Origin of the sequence: Nereida ignava (assembly GCF_001049735.1) — a bacterium.
GTDB lineage: Bacteria > Pseudomonadota > Alphaproteobacteria > Rhodobacterales > Rhodobacteraceae > Nereida > Nereida ignava.
Map to the genome: position 1 here is coordinate 44,669 of NZ_CVPC01000006.1, position 14,764 is coordinate 59,432.

Consider the following 14,764-nt stretch of genomic DNA (forward strand, 5'->3'; position numbering starts at 1 on the left):
TCGCAGACTTCTTCCTGTTAAAGGGCCGTTATGACAAAGACATCGAACCAAATGTGGGGTGGCCGTTTTGCCGCCGGTAATTCAGACATCATGGAGGCAATTAACGCGTCCATCGATTTTGACCAGCGGATGGCGGCACAAGACATTGCAGGCTCGCGTGCCCATGCGGCGATGTTGGGTGCGATGGGCATTGTCACTGATAGCGATGCGACCGCGATGCGGGAAGGGCTGCTCACAGTATTGTCAGAAATCGAAGCAGGCGATTTTCCGTTTTCAAAGCAACTTGAAGACATTCACATGAATGTCGAAGCGCGCCTGAAAGAGATCATCGGCGAGCCAGCAGGTCGTCTGCATACGGGGCGTTCGCGCAACGATCAGGTGGCCACTGGGTTCAAGCTTTGGGTGCGGGACCAGTTTGACGCAATTGACGCGGCATTGGCGGCACTGATGAAAGCGTTCGTTGGTCAGGCAGAGGCCGGCGCAGAGTGGGTGATGCCAGGCTTTACGCATTTGCAAGTGGCACAGCCCGTAACTTGGGGTCATCACATGCTGGCTTATGCCGAAATGTTGGACCGTGATCGGGCGCGCTTTGCGGATGCGCGCAAGCGGATGAACACATCGCCTTTGGGGGCCGCTGCGTTGGCCGGTACGGGTTTTGCGATTGACCGCGACATGACCGCGACTGAACTTGGTTTCGACCGGCCTGCGTCCAACTCGCTTGATGCGGTGTCTGATCGTGATTTCGCGCTTGAGTTCCTCAGCTCTGCGTCAATTTGTGCGATGCACCTAAGCCGCTTCGCTGAGGAGCTTGTTATCTGGTCGTCTGCGCAATTCCGCTTTGTCACCTTGTCCGACAGCTTTTCAACAGGCTCGTCGATCATGCCGCAAAAGAAGAACCCTGATGCGGCCGAATTGATCCGTGCAAAGATTGGCCGGATTTTCGGCGCCAATGTCGCTTTGATGACTGTGATGAAGGGCCTGCCGCTGGCCTACTCTAAAGACATGCAAGAAGACAAAGAACAGGTCTTTGATGCGGCTGATAATTTGATGCTGGCGATTGCTGCGATGGAAGGCATGGTCAGTGATATGACAGCAAATGTCTCAGAACTTGAAAAGGCGGCTGCCACAGGGTTCAGCACAGCCACAGATTTGGCAGACTGGCTTGTGCGTGAACTTGGGCTACCCTTCCGCGAGGCGCACCACGTGACAGGTGCGCTGGTCGCCATGGCCGAGAAGGGGGGCTGTGATTTGCCTGACCTCAGCCTTGAGCAGATGAAAACGGTGCATGAGGGCATTACTGTAAGTGTGTTTGACGTATTGGGCGTCCATAATTCAGTTGCCTCACGCACATCATTTGGCGGTACAGCGCCCGTTCGCGTACGCGAGCAAGTTGCCCGGTGGAAGGAACATTTGGGATGAGAGTAATCGGTATTTGTTTAATGGTAGCAACTTTGGCTGGATGCGGTGCTGACGGTCAGCCTGTGCGCCCGACAGGTGGTGTAGGCGTGTCTGTTGGTTCGGGTGGTGTCAGCGTTGGTGGTAATGTCGGCGTGCGCTCTGGCCCCGTTACCGTAAGCGTTGGGCTTTGATCATGATGCGCAATGTGCTCCGCCTCATCTTTCTTGCACTGGCGATTTGGGGTGCCATCCACCCTATGTATTATTTCGTCAGCTGGTTTCAGTCTGAAGGGTGGGCGTTGGGCCCGATGATCGATGCTTGGTACGTCAATGACGCCACAAGCGGCCTTGTTTGGGACCTCACCATCGCAGCCATTGCGCTGTCCGTTTGGGTCATCTACCGCGCCTTTGCGGATAGCTTTGTGTATCTGGTGGTGATCCCCGCAACCTTTTGCATTGGCGTCAGTTGCGGCCTACCGCTTTACTTCTTTATCGCCTTGTCGCGCAGCCCCGCGCACGCATCAACCTAAGACCACAGGGATCACCCATGGATCACTTTCTCTATCGTGACGGCGCACTTTATGCCGAAGACGTTCCCGTCGCTGAAATCGCGGCTGCTGTTGGCACACCGTTTTATGTTTATTCATCAGCGACGCTTCTGCGGCACTTCCGTCTCTTTGATGAGGCGCTGGACGGCATGGAGCATCTTGTTTGTTTTGCGATGAAATCTAACAGCAACCAAGCTGTTCTCAAATTGTTGGGCGATGCGGGTGCGGGCATGGATGTTGTGTCCGGCGGAGAATATCTGCGCGCCAAAGCGGCAGGCGTGTCTGGTGATAAAATCGTATTTTCGGGCGTTGGTAAAACCGCTGATGAAATGCGCCTCGCGCTGACTGGCGGTGTGCGTCAGTTCAATGTGGAGAGCGAGCCAGAGATGCGCCGCCTGTCCGAGGTAGCCACATCATTGGGCATGGTCGCGCCGATTACTGTACGCGTGAATCCTGATGTGGATGCGAAAACCCACGAGAAAATCAGCACAGGCAAAAAGGGTGATAAATTCGGTATCCCGATTGACCGTGCGTCTGAGGTCTACGCCCTTGCTGCATCACTGCCCGGTCTGAAGGTCGTGGGCATTGATGTGCACATCGGCAGCCAACTGACACAGCTTGAGCCGTTTGAATTGGCCTATGAGAAAGTTAAAGACCTGACCATTCAGTTGCGCGCCGAAGGTCATGAAATCATCCGCCTCGATCTGGGTGGCGGTCTTGGCATTCCATACGAGCGCTCGAACGAAGCGCCGCCTTTGCCAACGGATTACGGTGCGATGGTAAAGCGTGTTCTCGGCGATCTGGATGTTGAGATTGAGATCGAACCGGGCCGCCTTATCTCGGGCAATGCGGGCATCATGGTGTCAAAAGTGATCTACCTCAAAGAAGGGGATGACCGTCAGTTCCTGATCATTGATGGTGCGATGAATGATCTGGTGCGTCCTGCGATGTACGGCGCATACCACGATATCATCCCTGTTAATGAGCGCCCTGCGGGTGCGCAAAGCGCAACCTATGATATCGTTGGACCGATTTGTGAAAGTGGTGACACTTTTGCCAAGGGCCGCTCTATGGCTGCTGTCGCACCGGACGAATTGATCGCGTTCCGCAGCGCGGGTGCATATGGCGCTGTGATGTCGTCTGAGTATAATTCACGTCCCTTGATCCCTGAAGTTCTTGTGCAGGGTGATCAATTTGCGGTTATCCGCCAGCGGCCCACCTTTGACGAAATGATAAATCGCGATACCATTCCTGAGTGGCTGTGAGGGCTATCGTGCGCTCACGTGAGTGAAAGGTGAGCGATGACTGCCAATTTGGCTCTACCAAAAGCGACGCGAAAAGCACTGCGGCTCACGTGGCTAGGGCTATGGACTGAACGTATCACCCGTGCTTTTTGGCCGGTTTGGTCGGTTGTTTTTGTGGCTGTTGGTGCGGCTCTTCTTGGTGTTCATCAGGCGTTGTCCGAAATAACCATCGCCGTTGTTGGTGTTGGGTTCTTTCTGTGTATTCTTGCGGCAATCTTACACGGTGCACGTCAGTTTGAGCGCCCGAAATGGGCGGAGGCGCAAACGCGCTTAGACAAAACCCTATCGGGCCGTCCGATAAGCTCATTGCTTGATGCACAGGCCATAGGCACAAGAGATCCTGCATCGCAGGCAGTCTGGGAAATTCACCAGAACAGAATGCGCGCCCAAGCACAGACAGCCAAAGCCGTTGAGCCGGATCTTAGGGTCTCGCGATTTGACCCGTTCGGTTTGCGGTTCGTTGCCCTTTTGGTGTTGTCGGTTGGGGTATTGTTCGGCTCATTTGGGCAGCTAAGCAGCGTGACAAAAATAACCCAAGCCACTGATGAGCTAGCGATGGGCCCCAGCTGGGAAGGCTGGGTAACGCCGCCTGTGTATACGGGGCGGCCTACGATTTATTTGCCTGATGTTCCCGCTGGTCCGCTGCGCGTGCCCGAAGGCAGCGAAGTGACGGTGCGCCTTTACGGTGAACTTGGTTCATTAGGTGTGATGCAGAGTGTTACACGCTCGCAAGCTGATCCTAACGCTGCTGAGCAGCGCTTTGTTATTGAGAAAAGCGGTGCTTTGGCGATTGGTATGGCGGATCAGAACGCAACCAAGGCTGATCGCGCGCCGCAGCAATGGTCTGTGATTATGGAGCCGGATCAGGCCCCATCAATTATTGCGTCTGCGCCGGTGCGTTCCGAGGCGGATGGGACTTTGCTTCAGCAGTTCTTGGCACAAGATGATTACGGCGTGGTCGCGGGAAGTGGGGTTATCTCGCTTGATCTTTTGAATGTTGACCGTGCCCATGGCTTGTTGGCAGAGCCCGAAAACCATCCCCAGATCACGCTACAATTGCCAATGACAATCACGGGGGATCGCGCGCAATTTGAAGAAACCTTGACCGAGAACTTCTCGGAACATGTGTTTGCCAACCTGCCAGTCGTGCTACAAATGCAGGTCGAAGACAGTCTTGGTCAAACTGGTCAATCTGCCCCCATCAAGATGACGTTGCCCGGCCGCCGCTTTTTTGATCCGCTTGCAAGTGCGATCATAGAGCAGCGGCGCGATTTGCTGTGGACCCGTGAGAATGCCACCCGCGTAGAGCGCCTACTGCGTGCCATTTCATGGCTACCTGATGATATATTTCGCGGAGAAGGGACGTACCTTAGTCTGAGTTTTATCATCCGTGATTTGGCCAATTTAGGCCGCCAAATGAGCGACGAAAAACGTGATGAAATTGCGCAAGCCCTTTGGGAATTGGCAATTGAGTTAGAAGACGGTGATCTTGAAGATGCGCGCCAACGCTTGGCCCGCGCTCAAGAACGGCTGAACGAGGCGATGCGCAACGGTGCCTCCCAAGAAGAGATCGCTGAATTGATGCAGGAATTGCGCGACGCGTCACAAGATTATCTGCGCCAACTTGCGCAGGAACAACAGCGCAATGGCGAGGCGGGCGATCAACAGCAAGCGGGAAATAGTCAAGAAATCACGCCAGATCAGCTTCAGCAGATGATGGATGAAATCCAGCAATTGATGGAAGAAGGGCGCATGGCCGAGGCGCAAGAGCGCATGGCGCAGCTGAACCGGATGCTTGAGAACATGCGCGTCGCCCAAGGCAGTGGCGAAGGTGGTAGCCAAGGCGAAGGTCAGCAAGCCATGGAAGACTTGGCCGAAACACTTCGGGATCAACAAGACCTAAGCGATGAAGCGTTCCGCCAACTTCAAGAGCAGTTTGAGCAAAGCGAGCAACAAGGGCAGCAAGGCCAGCAACAAGGTCAGGACGGACAGCAGGGTGAAGGCGGTCAACAGGGCAATCAGTCGGGTCAACAACAGGGTCAGCAGCCGGGAGAGCAGTCTGGTGGGCAATCAGGTGGGCAAGGTGGTGCCGAAGGTTTGGGCGATCTTGAAGGGTCACTCCAAAACCGCCAGCAAGCACTCCGTCAAGAGTTAGATGCACAGCGGCGCAACCTACCTGGTGCGGGCACCCAAGCGGGTGATGATGCACGTGATGCTTTAGGGCGTGCCGAAGGCGCAATGGAGAACGCGGATGAGGCTTTAGGCGAGGGTGATCTGGCCGAGGCGATTGATCAGCAATCTCGCGCTATTCAGGCGTTGCGCGACGGGTTGCGTGATCTGGGTGAGGCTATGGCCCAAGCCAATGATGGCGCTCCGCAAGAGGGACAGGGAACGCCCTCAGGTCAAAATGGGGGCGCATCCCGTGATCCGTTGGGCCGTGATCGCGGACAAGGTCGTGCAATAAGTGATGGCGAAGGCCTTTTGCAGGGCGATGATGCAAACCGTCGCGCACAGGATTTGTTGGATGAAATTCGTCGTCGTTCGGGCGATGCAGAGCGCCCTGAACTTGAGCTTGAGTACCTGAAGCGTCTGCTTGAACGGTTCTGAGTTAACCCGCGTCAGGCTCGGCCGGTAAGGCGGGTGTGTCCCGCGCAGCCGCCCCGTTCACTGAAACAGTCGCCTTTTCCATCCAAGAGTTGGCGGTTTGGGAAAACGTACTTAGCCCCTCATCTAGCTTGCTGCGAGCCATATCCACAAAGGTCACATAGCCATCTACAGGCTGCGCAACTTGCGGCAGGGCGTCTTTGGCTTGGGGCGCATACACATAGAGAGCAAGTGCTGCCGCCGTGATGCTTAGCATGCCGAAAAAGCCGGTCCGGAACTGCTTGCGATCTGCGCGCTCTTGAAGGGTCGTGTCTTGCGCAGATGCCGCTTGGTTTGTGCTGAGCGTTGAGTTGATTTCCTCAATATCTGGCAGCAATTCACGGCGTGGTGCCGACGAGGGCGCTTTGGGCGCATTTGTCACCGCCGCAATTTCCTCGGCCTCAATTCCGCGCAATCGTGACAGACGATCTACGGCGCTGCTTTCTTGGCTCTCGCGGGTTGTGATCTGTGCTGCGCTGTCCTCAAGCCCAAGTTCTGTTTGCGTCTCAAGTGGGGACGTGGGTGCGGCGCGTTGCTTTTTGTCAAACTCGGCTTCTTGGCGCAGGATGTTCTCAACCTCTGGGGTCATGGTGCTGCGTGGGCCGCCGTCTGCTTGTTGGCCGCGGACCCACGGCGTTGGATCTTCTACGCTTTCGCTGGCGATGTCATCCAGAACCGTCTCGGCCATTGATGCCGTCAGAGTGTCATCAAGTGTGCCGTCTGCGGCGGCTTTGGCCGGCGCTTGAAACCACGTCACATTACAGCTGGAGCACTGCACGTCGCGGCCCTCATCAGGGATCACGTCGTCGGGAACCTCATACGTCGCATCACAGTTCGGACAAATCAGCCGCATCTTGCTTACCTTACCATTTAACAGACGTATCGCCTGTCCTTCATCGCTAATTGTCCATAAATAAGCAACAATATCAATCAGACAATCAAAACACAGGCGCTGTGATTGAAACATTGCAAATGTTGCTGCATGAAGGCGTGCAATGCGGCGGATACGCGTGAAGGATGAACAGGCAGTGATTGAATTACGCGATACAAGCTACTCCTACCGCGGTGGTGAGCCGTTGTTGCAGGGCATGACTTTGCAGGTTGCGCCCGGCTCTTTTCACTTCCTGACGGGGCCTTCAGGTGCTGGTAAGTCAACGTTGCTAAAGCTTATGTACGCAGAGCTGCAAGCAACGGGTGGCGCAGTAACACTTTTTGGTCAAGACTCTCGGGTCATGGACCGCAATGCGGTTGCAGATGTGCGCACGCGCATTGGTGTGGTGCATCAAGACTGTCAATTTTTGGATCATCTGAGCATCGCAGATAATGTGGCCCTTCCGTTGATGGTTCAAGGGAAACCTGTGGGCTCTGACCTGCATGATCTACTTGCATGGGTTGGCCTGAGTGATCGGATGCACGCGTTTCCACCCGAACTATCAGGCGGTGAGCGGCAACGCGCAGCACTCGCGCGGGCAGTTATTTTGTCACCTGATGTGATTTTGGCTGATGAGCCTACGGGCAATATTGATTGGGATATGTCCCAACGGGTTCTGCAGTTGTTGGTTGAGCTAAACAAAATGGGCAAAACAGTTATGGTGGCGACCCACGATATTGCGCTTATCCGTGCCGCGAAACCGCAGGTCTCAACGCGCATTTTGCGGATATCTAACAAACGCCTTCAATCTGCAGGGGCTGAGCTATGATAGCCGATACATTGCGCCTTATGATTGCGCCCAACAAAGCCTCGGACACGGTTGTGCCGCCCACTGGGTTTACTGCACGCCTTACGGTTTTTGCCGCCGGTGCAATGGCGTTTTTGGCTGTGTTTGCTTTGGCTTTATCCGTTTCAACAGGGCGCTTGGCGGACCGTTGGGAAGCCGAGCTGAACAGCAGCGTTACCATCCGGATATCCGCGCCCGCCGATCAGGTTGAAGCGCAAACGTTGGCCGTATTGAAAGTGCTGGACCAAACCGCAGGTGTGGCCTCGGCGCGCGCGCTTGAGCCTGATGAGCAGCGCGCACTTCTCGCGCCGTGGTTTGGGCCTGATGTGCCTCTTGAAGAGTTACCACTGCCCCGTTTGGTTGATGTTGTGCAGGGTCCACAAGGTCTTGATGCCGCGGGTCTGCGATTGCGTTTAGCGGCCGAGGTACCTGGGGCCGTGCTGGACGATCATAGCCGTTGGCGTGCGCCGTTGGTTGATGCTGCGCGGGCTTTGCGGATGCTGGGGTGGATTGCGCTTGGGCTTATTGGGATCACAACTGCTGCGATGATTACACTGGCGGCTAATGCGGCTTTGGCTGCAAACGCTCAGGTAATTCGTGTGCTGCGGCTTGTTGGTGCCCGCGATACATTCATTGCTGGGGCGTTTGTGCGTCGCTTTACGCTGCGCGGTTTGATCGGCGCTGCAGCAGGTACTACCGCTGGTATCGTGGCGATTATCTTGCTTCCGAACGGGGCCGAAGGCGGCTTTTTGACCGGTCTCGGTTTTGAGGGGCTTGGTTGGCTGTCGCCCGTTCTTATTCCGCCGCTTGGTGCTATTGTGGCCTTCGCCGCAACACGCGCGGCGGCTCTTCGTACTTTGTCAGGACTTCGCTAAATGCAGTATTTGCGCTCGCTTGTTTTTGTTGGCCTTATTTATTTTCTCATGCCGATCGTTGGTTTGCTTTGGATGCCGTGGGCGATTTTTGATCGACGCGGTGCGCTATCTGCGTGCAAGTCTTTCTCACGGATCGTGTTCTTTCTTGCCCGTCCTATGGTGGGTCTGAAAGTCGAGGTGCGCGGCACACCCCCCTCTGGTGAGGTGATTGTCGCCGCCAAGCACCAGTCGTTCCTCGACATTATGATGATCTTTACAGCTTGTCCCTCTGCGCGTTTCATCATGAAAAAGGAAATTCTTTATACGCCGGTTATCGGGCTTTATGCGTGGCGGCTGGATTGCATTGCTGTTGATCGTGGCAAGAAAATGCAAGCAATTGAGAAGATGAAGACCGACGTACAGGCAGGTGTGAAACACCCCGGTCAGCTGATTATTTACCCCCAAGGAACGCGCGTCGCACCGGGTGTCGAGAAGCCCTATAAAGTGGGTACGGCCGTGATCTATGACCAATTGCAACAGCCTTGTGTTCCGGTGGCAACCAACGTTGGCGTGTTTTGGCCGCGCACGGGCATTATGCGCAAACCAGGTACGGCTGTTGTTGAGTTTTTGCCCGTCATACCTGCAGGCCTGCCGCTTGATGACTTCCGAAAGCGTTTGCAGTCAGACATTGAAGGCGCATCAGACGCACTTTTGGATGAGGCCGGCTTCAAGCGGCCTCAGTAATTTGAATGACGTTCCACGGTGGAAGCCGCGCGGCGCTAGATGCTGCCTATGACAGGCTGGTTAGTTAAGCCGCAAGGCCCTTGCTGCCCAAGTCCAAGAACTTCTGACGGCGCTCTTTGAGCAGCTCATCAGGGCTCATCTTGCCGAGCGTTGCCATCATCTCGCTGATGCCTTTGCCAACATCGGCGATCGTATCATCAATATTGCGGTGGGCGCCGCCAAGTGCTTCTTTGATGATGCTGTCGCAAATTCCAAGCTTTGTCAGATCTTGCGCGGTCAAACGCAGTGCTTCTGCGGCTTCGCGCATTTTCTCCGCGTCTTTCCAAAGGATCGATGCGCAGCCCTCGGGTGAAATGACCGAATAGACAGAGTGCTCCAGCATGATCAGACGGTTGGCCGTGGCAAATGCAACCGCTCCGCCCGAGCCACCCTCACCGATGACAACTGATACCAGCGGCACGCGTAGCTGAAGGCATTTTTGAGTTGAGCGCGCGATTGCCTCGCTTTGCCCGCGTTCTTCAGCGCCTTTGCCGGGGTAGGCGCCGGGGGTGTCCACAAGCGTGATAACAGGCAGGCCAAATCGATCTGCCATATCCATCAACCGAACCGCCTTACGGTAGCCTTCAGGGCGCGCCATGCCGAAATTACGCTCGAGCCGCGTTTTGGTGTCATAGCCCTTTTCGTGGCCGATCACGACAACTGGCGCGTCGTTGAAACGTGCAAGGCCGCCCATAACGGCATCGTCTTCGCCAAATGCACGGTCACCAGCAAGCGGGGTGTATTCTGTAAAAAGCGCCTCAATGTAATCTTTACAGTGGGGCCGCTCTGGGTGACGCGCGATCTGGCATTTGCGCCACGGCGTCAGGTTGTTTTTGTAAAGATCGACCAGCATATCTGCTGCTTTTTTATCCAGCGCAGCGGCCTCTTTAGAGATGTCCATTTCCTCATTGCCACGTGCCATCGCGCGAAGCTCTTCAGCTTTTCCCTCAATCTCGGCGAGGGGTTTTTCAAAATCGAGGTAATGTGTCATGGTCTACCGCTTTATCTGCCTGTTGCTTGGTTATATGGCGTCAAGGCGCGCATGATGCAACTGCGGATCAGAAAACAGCACAATAGAAACGGGGGCCATCGCGGCCCGCCGTTTAGGTTTTCTCAATGTCGTGGGCGCGCTTATGCGCCGCTGATCATCTCGGATTGCTTTACGATGACTTCGGCTTGTTTGATCGAGGCGATATCGACCAGCCGACCTTTATAGACTGTGGCACCTTCACCGTTGGCTTTGGCTTGTTCCATCGCTGCCAGAATTTCGCGTGCTTCCGCGACTGCCTCGTCTGAGGGGGTGAACACTTGGTTGGCCAGTGCGATTTGCTTGGGGTGGATGGCCCATTTGCCAACCATACCCAAAGTTGCGCTGCGTTTGGCTTGTGCAATATAGCCTGCGTCATCGCTGAAATCGCCAAAAGGGCCGTCCACGGGCAGAACACCGTGCGTGCGGCATGCCGCAACAATCGCTGCTTGCGCCCAGTGCCAAGGGTCTGACCAATGCTGTGTTTCGCCGCGCAACATGTAATAGTTTTCTTGGGTGCCGCCGATGCCAGTTGTTTGCATTCCCATGCTTGCCGCAAAATCAGCCGCACCAAGGCTCATCGCTTCGAGACGGGGGGAGGCGGCAGCGATTTCTTCGACATGTGCAATGCCTGCCGCACTTTCGATGATGACTTCCAATGCGATCCGCTTACTGCGGCCTTTCGCGGCCTCCACTGCTGTGACAAGCGCATCAACTGCGTAGATATCAGCCGCGCAGCCAACTTTTGGGATCATGATTTGGTCAAGGCGGTCGCCGGCTTGTTCAAGCAGATCAACTACATCGCGGTACCAATAAGGGGTATCGAGTGAGTTAATTCGAACGCTCAGTGTCTTTGTGTTCCAATCCACTTCATTGATCGCTTCGATGACGTTTTTGCGGGCAACATCTTTGTCCGTTGGGGCGACTGAGTCCTCAAGATCAAGGTTGATCACGTCTGCTGCAGAGGCCGCCATTTTTTCAAACAGCTTGGTGTTTGAGCCGGGTCCAAACAATTGGCAGCGGTTCGGGCGGGCGGCAGGGCTGGGTTGCAGGGTGAAAGACATATGTCGGCCTCGTGCGTAATGAAGTTGCGTATAATTATCGCAATTCGATACATTGTTGCCTGCGCGTCTGCAAGGACTGTTTTGCATGTGCAGCATTTTCACATTTTTGGGAATTCTTCGAATATTCTTGCGCATTAATGCGGAAATTCGTCGATTTAGGGAGAATATCTTGCGCCAAACCGTGGATATGTGAGGAAAATGGAGATTCTAAAATGATTCAGACACCTTACCTTCTGTTCCTCGGCGATGCCCCTGATCAACTTGCAGCAAAAGTGGCGCGCGGCATTGCTGATTGGCGCCCTGAAAACTCGGTTGGCCAGTTCCGTATGGAAGGCTGCGGTGCGGATGTCGGTCTGCCTGACATGACACTTGAAGAAGGTTTGGCTGCTGGTGCGAAAACACTCGTGATTGGTGTGGCCAACCGTGGCGGTGTGATTTCTGACGCGTGGAAAGAGATCCTCGTGAAAGCGCTGCAGCTTGGCTATGACATCGCGTCTGGCCTGCATAATTTGCTGCGTGACGAAGACGAGTTGATGGCCGCTGCCCGCGTGAATGGCCGCACGTTGTTCGACGTACGTATCCCGTCTGTTGCTTACCCGATTGCTAACGGCAAAAAGCGCACAGGTAAGCGTTGTCTGGCTGTCGGCACAGATTGCTCTGTGGGCAAGATGTACACTGGTCTGTGCATGGATGCGGAAATGCGCAAGCGTGGTATGAAGTCGACGTTCCGCCCCACAGGTCAGACGGGTATTCTGATCACCGGTGGTGGCGTGCCGCTTGATGCTGTGGTTGCTGATTTCATGGCCGGCTCTGTTGAATACCTGACCCCTGACAACGATGCAGATCACTGGGATCACATCGAAGGGCAGGGCAGCTTGTTCCACGTTTCTTATTCCGGCGTGACGATGGCCTTGATCCACGGTGGTCAGCCTGATGCGATTGTGTTGGCCCATGAACCAACACGCGATCACATGCGCGGTTTACCCGAGTATCAGCAGCCCACCCTTGAGGAGCTACGCGACATGGCGTTGCCACTGGCCCGCGTTGCCAACCCCGCGTGTCAGGTCATCGGTGTGTCTGTGAACACCCAGCACATGGGCGAAGATGAAGCCAAAGCGTATCTTGCTAACATTGAAAGCCGCATGGGTTTGCCAGCCACAGATCCGTACCGTTTTGGTGCTGAAAAGTTGGTCGATGCGCTGGAAGCGCTATGATCGAAGTCCACGCTGATACGTTCAAGTTAGCGCAGGTTTTTACCATTAGCCGCGGTTCAAGGACCGCGGCCGAAGTGCTTACGGTCAAGGTGACGCGCAACGGTGTTACCGGTTGGGGTGAATGTGTGCCCTATGCCCGTTATGATGAAACGCTGCAGTCGGTGACCGATCAGATCAATAGCCTTCCCGCAGACATTGACCGTACTGCGCTGCAGTCAGCGCTACCTGCCGGCGCTGCGCGGAACGCGGTTGATTGTGCGTTATGGGACCTTGAGGCAAAGACGAAAGGCCTGCGGGTTTGGGACTTGATCGGCGTCGCCGCGCCTAAGCCCGAGATTACGGCCTACACGCTGTCGCTTGATACACCTGAAAATATGCGTGCGCAGGCCGCCAAAAATGCCGCGCGCCCGCTTTTGAAGATCAAACTTGGGACACCTGATGACATGCCGCGTCTTGAAGCGGTGCGCGCCGGTGCGCCTGATACGCCGATCATCATTGATGCCAACGAAGGCTGGTCTGCCGAGGTATATTCAGAGCTTGCACCGCATTTGATCCGTTTGGGCGTAAAGATGGTTGAGCAGCCACTTCCCGCGGGTGCCGATGACATGTTGGGCGAGATTGACCGCCCGTTGCCGGTGTGTGCGGATGAGGCGTGCCATGACCGCGCCAGCTTGCCAAAATTGGTTGGAAAATACGATATGGTGAACATCAAGCTGGATAAAACCGGTGGTTTAACCGAGGCGCTAGCCCTGAACGCCGCAGCGCGTGAGGCGGGCTTTCAAGTGATGGTTGGCTGCATGGTCGGATCTTCACTTGCGATGGCACCTGCGACAATTGTTGCCCAGGGTGCAGAGTTCACAGACCTTGACGGGCCGCTTTTGTTGGCGGAAGACCGCGATACACCACTGTTATTCGATGCGGCGGGCGTGCACGCTCCTGCAGCACCCCTCTGGGGCTAAGAAAAAAGAGAGAAACTGATATGACACGCACTGTATATGTGAACGGCCAATATCTGCCGGAAAACGAAGCTACTGTTTCGATCTTTGATCGCGGCTTCTTGTTTGCTGATGGGGTCTATGAGGTCACTTCTGTCATTGGCGGCAAGCTGCTTGATTTTGATGGCCACGCTGTGCGTCTTGAGCGGTCACTGAACGAGCTTGAGATGGCGCATCCGGTCACCAAAGACGAGCTGCTGGAAATTCACCGCCAATTGGTTGAGCGCAACGAGATCACAGATGGTTTAGTATATCTTCAGATTACACGCGGTGCAGCCGATCGCGATTTTGCCTATCCAAAAGATGCAGAGCCTACCATTGTTTTGTTCACGCAAAACAAGCCCGGCCTTGCGCAAAGCCCTGTTGCTGACAAAGGCATGAAAGTGATCTCAATCGAGGATCAACGCTGGGGCCGTCGTGACATCAAGACTGTTCAGCTGCTTTATCCTTCAATGGGCAAGATGGCTGCAAAAGCGCAGGGTGCTGATGATGCATGGATGGTAGAAGATGGTTTCGTAACCGAAGGCACCTCAAACAACGCGTATATTATCAAAGACAACGTTCTGATTACGCGTCATTTGGGAAATGAAATTCTTCATGGGATTACACGCAAAGCCGTACTTGAGTTTGCGCGCGTTGCACAAATCACCGTCGAGGAACGTTCATTCACGATGGAAGAAGCTAAGGCGGCGGACGAAGCGTTCATTACGTCTGCGACCACTTTCGTGATGCCCGTGGTGCAAATTGATGACACGCCAATCGGGTCGGGTCAGCCAGGTCCGTTGACCAAGCGCCTTCGTGAGATTTACCTCGAAGAAAGCATCAAAGCCGCAATCTAATGCGCCTCTAGATGTAACGGAAAAGGCAGGCCTAGCGTGGCCTGCCTTTTTTTTAGTTACAAATTGATTGTCGCGTTCAGCCGTGGCTGTCTTTGAATGCCTCTTTGGCGGCATCGCTGGCGTCTGTTTGGTATTTTTCTTTCCACTCCGAGAAGGGCATGCCGTAGAAGCTTTCACGCGCCTTGTCTTTGCTGAGCTCAATGCCTTTCTCTGCAGCAGCTTCTTGGTACCAGCGGCTCAGGCAGTTGCGGCAAAAACCGGCTAAATTCATCATGTCGATGTTTTGAACGTCTTTGCGGTCTTCCATCAGGTGTTTCTGAAGGCGGCGAAAGGCGGCTGCTTCAAGTTCGATTTGTGTCTGTGCGTCCATTATTGGGA

The 14,764-nt window shown here is 54.9% G+C and carries 15 protein-coding genes; 11 read left to right on the top strand and 4 right to left on the bottom strand.

All coding sequences use genetic code 11. From position 1 onward, the window contains the following. The first annotated feature begins 30 nt into the window (after positions 1-30). The 5 genes from argH to NIG5292_RS07245 are packed head-to-tail and all read left to right on the top strand — an operon-like array spanning position 31 to position 5,856. The gene (argH, locus tag NIG5292_RS07230; RefSeq protein WP_048598858.1) at positions 31-1,419 is read left to right on the top strand and encodes an argininosuccinate lyase; all 1,389 of its coding nucleotides are present in this window, start codon (positions 31-33) and stop codon (positions 1,417-1,419) included. After that, a complete protein-coding gene (locus NIG5292_RS15040) occupies positions 1,416-1,589 on the top strand; it encodes a hypothetical protein (RefSeq protein WP_177193428.1) in 174 nt (57 codons plus the stop codon). Before argH ends, NIG5292_RS15040 begins: the two co-directional genes overlap by 4 nt. 2 nt (positions 1,590-1,591) lie before the next feature. Beyond that, entirely contained in the window at positions 1,592-1,927 is a 336-nt protein-coding gene (locus NIG5292_RS07235; protein WP_233488193.1) for a DUF2834 domain-containing protein, read from the top strand. A 17-nt stretch (positions 1,928-1,944) separates the two neighbouring features. Next, the gene (lysA, locus tag NIG5292_RS07240; RefSeq protein ID WP_048598859.1) at positions 1,945-3,210 is read left to right on the top strand and encodes a diaminopimelate decarboxylase; all 1,266 of its coding nucleotides are present in this window, start codon (positions 1,945-1,947) and stop codon (positions 3,208-3,210) included. Positions 3,211-3,246: 36 nt separating this feature from the next. Further along, positions 3,247-5,856, top strand: coding sequence for a TIGR02302 family protein (locus NIG5292_RS07245; RefSeq protein WP_048598860.1), 2,610 nt, complete (start codon positions 3,247-3,249; stop codon positions 5,854-5,856). 1 nt (position 5,857) lies between these two features. Here the strand turns inward: NIG5292_RS07245 and NIG5292_RS07250 are convergent, their stop codons facing one another. Further along, positions 5,858-6,745 carry a zinc-ribbon domain-containing protein gene (locus NIG5292_RS07250; protein WP_158441651.1) on the bottom strand — a complete coding sequence of 296 codons (888 nt, stop codon included), beginning with the start codon at positions 6,743-6,745 and terminating at the stop codon, positions 5,858-5,860. Between the two features lie 175 nt (positions 6,746-6,920). Between NIG5292_RS07250 and NIG5292_RS07255 the strand changes: the two genes are divergently transcribed. From NIG5292_RS07255 to NIG5292_RS14805, 3 genes are read left to right on the top strand one after another with little or no spacing between them, the layout of a single operon-like run. Continuing rightward, a complete protein-coding gene (locus NIG5292_RS07255; protein WP_048598976.1) occupies positions 6,921-7,592 on the top strand; it encodes a cell division ATP-binding protein FtsE in 672 nt (223 codons plus the stop codon). Then, positions 7,589-8,485: a cell division protein FtsX gene (locus NIG5292_RS14800; protein ID WP_048598862.1), complete on the top strand. Its 897-nt coding sequence runs from the start codon at positions 7,589-7,591 to the stop codon at positions 8,483-8,485. Before NIG5292_RS07255 ends, NIG5292_RS14800 begins: the two co-directional genes overlap by 4 nt. Continuing rightward, positions 8,486-9,208, top strand: a complete 723-nt coding sequence (locus tag NIG5292_RS14805; protein ID WP_048598863.1) for a lysophospholipid acyltransferase family protein — start codon at positions 8,486-8,488, stop codon at positions 9,206-9,208. Positions 9,209-9,272: 64 nt separating this feature from the next. On the opposite strand, the gene NIG5292_RS07270 is transcribed toward NIG5292_RS14805, so the two are convergent. Both NIG5292_RS07270 and NIG5292_RS07275 read right to left on the bottom strand, forming a co-directional pair. Continuing rightward, positions 9,273-10,238: an acetyl-CoA carboxylase carboxyltransferase subunit alpha gene (locus tag NIG5292_RS07270; RefSeq protein ID WP_048598864.1), complete on the bottom strand. Its 966-nt coding sequence runs from the start codon at positions 10,236-10,238 to the stop codon at positions 9,273-9,275. A gap of 140 nt (positions 10,239-10,378) precedes the next feature. Next, complete coding sequence (locus NIG5292_RS07275) at positions 10,379-11,338, bottom strand: L-malyl-CoA/beta-methylmalyl-CoA lyase (protein ID WP_048598865.1); 960 nt, start codon at positions 11,336-11,338, stop codon at positions 10,379-10,381. A 212-nt stretch (positions 11,339-11,550) separates the two neighbouring features. Between NIG5292_RS07275 and dgcN the strand changes: the two genes are divergently transcribed. The 3 genes from dgcN to NIG5292_RS07290 are packed head-to-tail and all read left to right on the top strand — an operon-like array spanning position 11,551 to position 14,386. Next, positions 11,551-12,552 carry an N-acetyltransferase DgcN gene (gene dgcN / locus NIG5292_RS07280; RefSeq protein ID WP_048598866.1) on the top strand — a complete coding sequence of 334 codons (1,002 nt, stop codon included), beginning with the start codon at positions 11,551-11,553 and terminating at the stop codon, positions 12,550-12,552. After that, entirely contained in the window at positions 12,549-13,511 is a 963-nt protein-coding gene (gene dgcA, locus NIG5292_RS07285; RefSeq protein ID WP_048598867.1) for an N-acetyl-D-Glu racemase DgcA, read from the top strand. Before dgcN ends, dgcA begins: the two co-directional genes overlap by 4 nt. Positions 13,512-13,531: 20 nt before the next feature. After that, complete coding sequence (locus NIG5292_RS07290) at positions 13,532-14,386, top strand: D-amino-acid transaminase (protein ID WP_048598868.1); 855 nt, start codon at positions 13,532-13,534, stop codon at positions 14,384-14,386. 76 nt (positions 14,387-14,462) lie between these two features. Here the strand turns inward: NIG5292_RS07290 and NIG5292_RS07295 are convergent, their stop codons facing one another. Further along, positions 14,463-14,756 (bottom strand): DUF1244 domain-containing protein, encoded by a 294-nt coding sequence (locus NIG5292_RS07295; RefSeq protein ID WP_048598869.1) that lies wholly within the window; start codon positions 14,754-14,756, stop codon positions 14,463-14,465. Between the last annotated feature and the right edge of the window lie 8 nt (positions 14,757-14,764).

Coding starts and splice junctions, on each gene's coding strand:
- argH (WP_048598858.1), top strand. CDS start 31: ATGACAAAGACATCGAACCAAATGTGGGGTGGCCGTTTTGCCGCCGGT.
- NIG5292_RS15040 (WP_177193428.1), top strand. CDS start 1,416: ATGAGAGTAATCGGTATTTGTTTAATGGTAGCAACTTTGGCTGGATGC.
- NIG5292_RS07235 (WP_233488193.1), top strand. CDS start 1,592: ATGATGCGCAATGTGCTCCGCCTCATCTTTCTTGCACTGGCGATTTGG.
- lysA (WP_048598859.1), top strand. CDS start 1,945: ATGGATCACTTTCTCTATCGTGACGGCGCACTTTATGCCGAAGACGTT.
- NIG5292_RS07245 (WP_048598860.1), top strand. CDS start 3,247: ATGACTGCCAATTTGGCTCTACCAAAAGCGACGCGAAAAGCACTGCGG.
- NIG5292_RS07250 (WP_158441651.1), bottom strand. CDS start 6,745: ATGCGGCTGATTTGTCCGAACTGTGATGCGACGTATGAGGTTCCCGAC.
- NIG5292_RS14800 (WP_048598862.1), top strand. CDS start 7,589: ATGATAGCCGATACATTGCGCCTTATGATTGCGCCCAACAAAGCCTCG.
- NIG5292_RS14805 (WP_048598863.1), top strand. CDS start 8,486: ATGCAGTATTTGCGCTCGCTTGTTTTTGTTGGCCTTATTTATTTTCTC.
- NIG5292_RS07270 (WP_048598864.1), bottom strand. CDS start 10,238: ATGACACATTACCTCGATTTTGAAAAACCCCTCGCCGAGATTGAGGGA.
- NIG5292_RS07275 (WP_048598865.1), bottom strand. CDS start 11,338: ATGTCTTTCACCCTGCAACCCAGCCCTGCCGCCCGCCCGAACCGCTGC.
- dgcN (WP_048598866.1), top strand. CDS start 11,551: ATGATTCAGACACCTTACCTTCTGTTCCTCGGCGATGCCCCTGATCAA.
- dgcA (WP_048598867.1), top strand. CDS start 12,549: ATGATCGAAGTCCACGCTGATACGTTCAAGTTAGCGCAGGTTTTTACC.
- NIG5292_RS07290 (WP_048598868.1), top strand. CDS start 13,532: ATGACACGCACTGTATATGTGAACGGCCAATATCTGCCGGAAAACGAA.
- NIG5292_RS07295 (WP_048598869.1), bottom strand. CDS start 14,756: ATGGACGCACAGACACAAATCGAACTTGAAGCAGCCGCCTTTCGCCGC.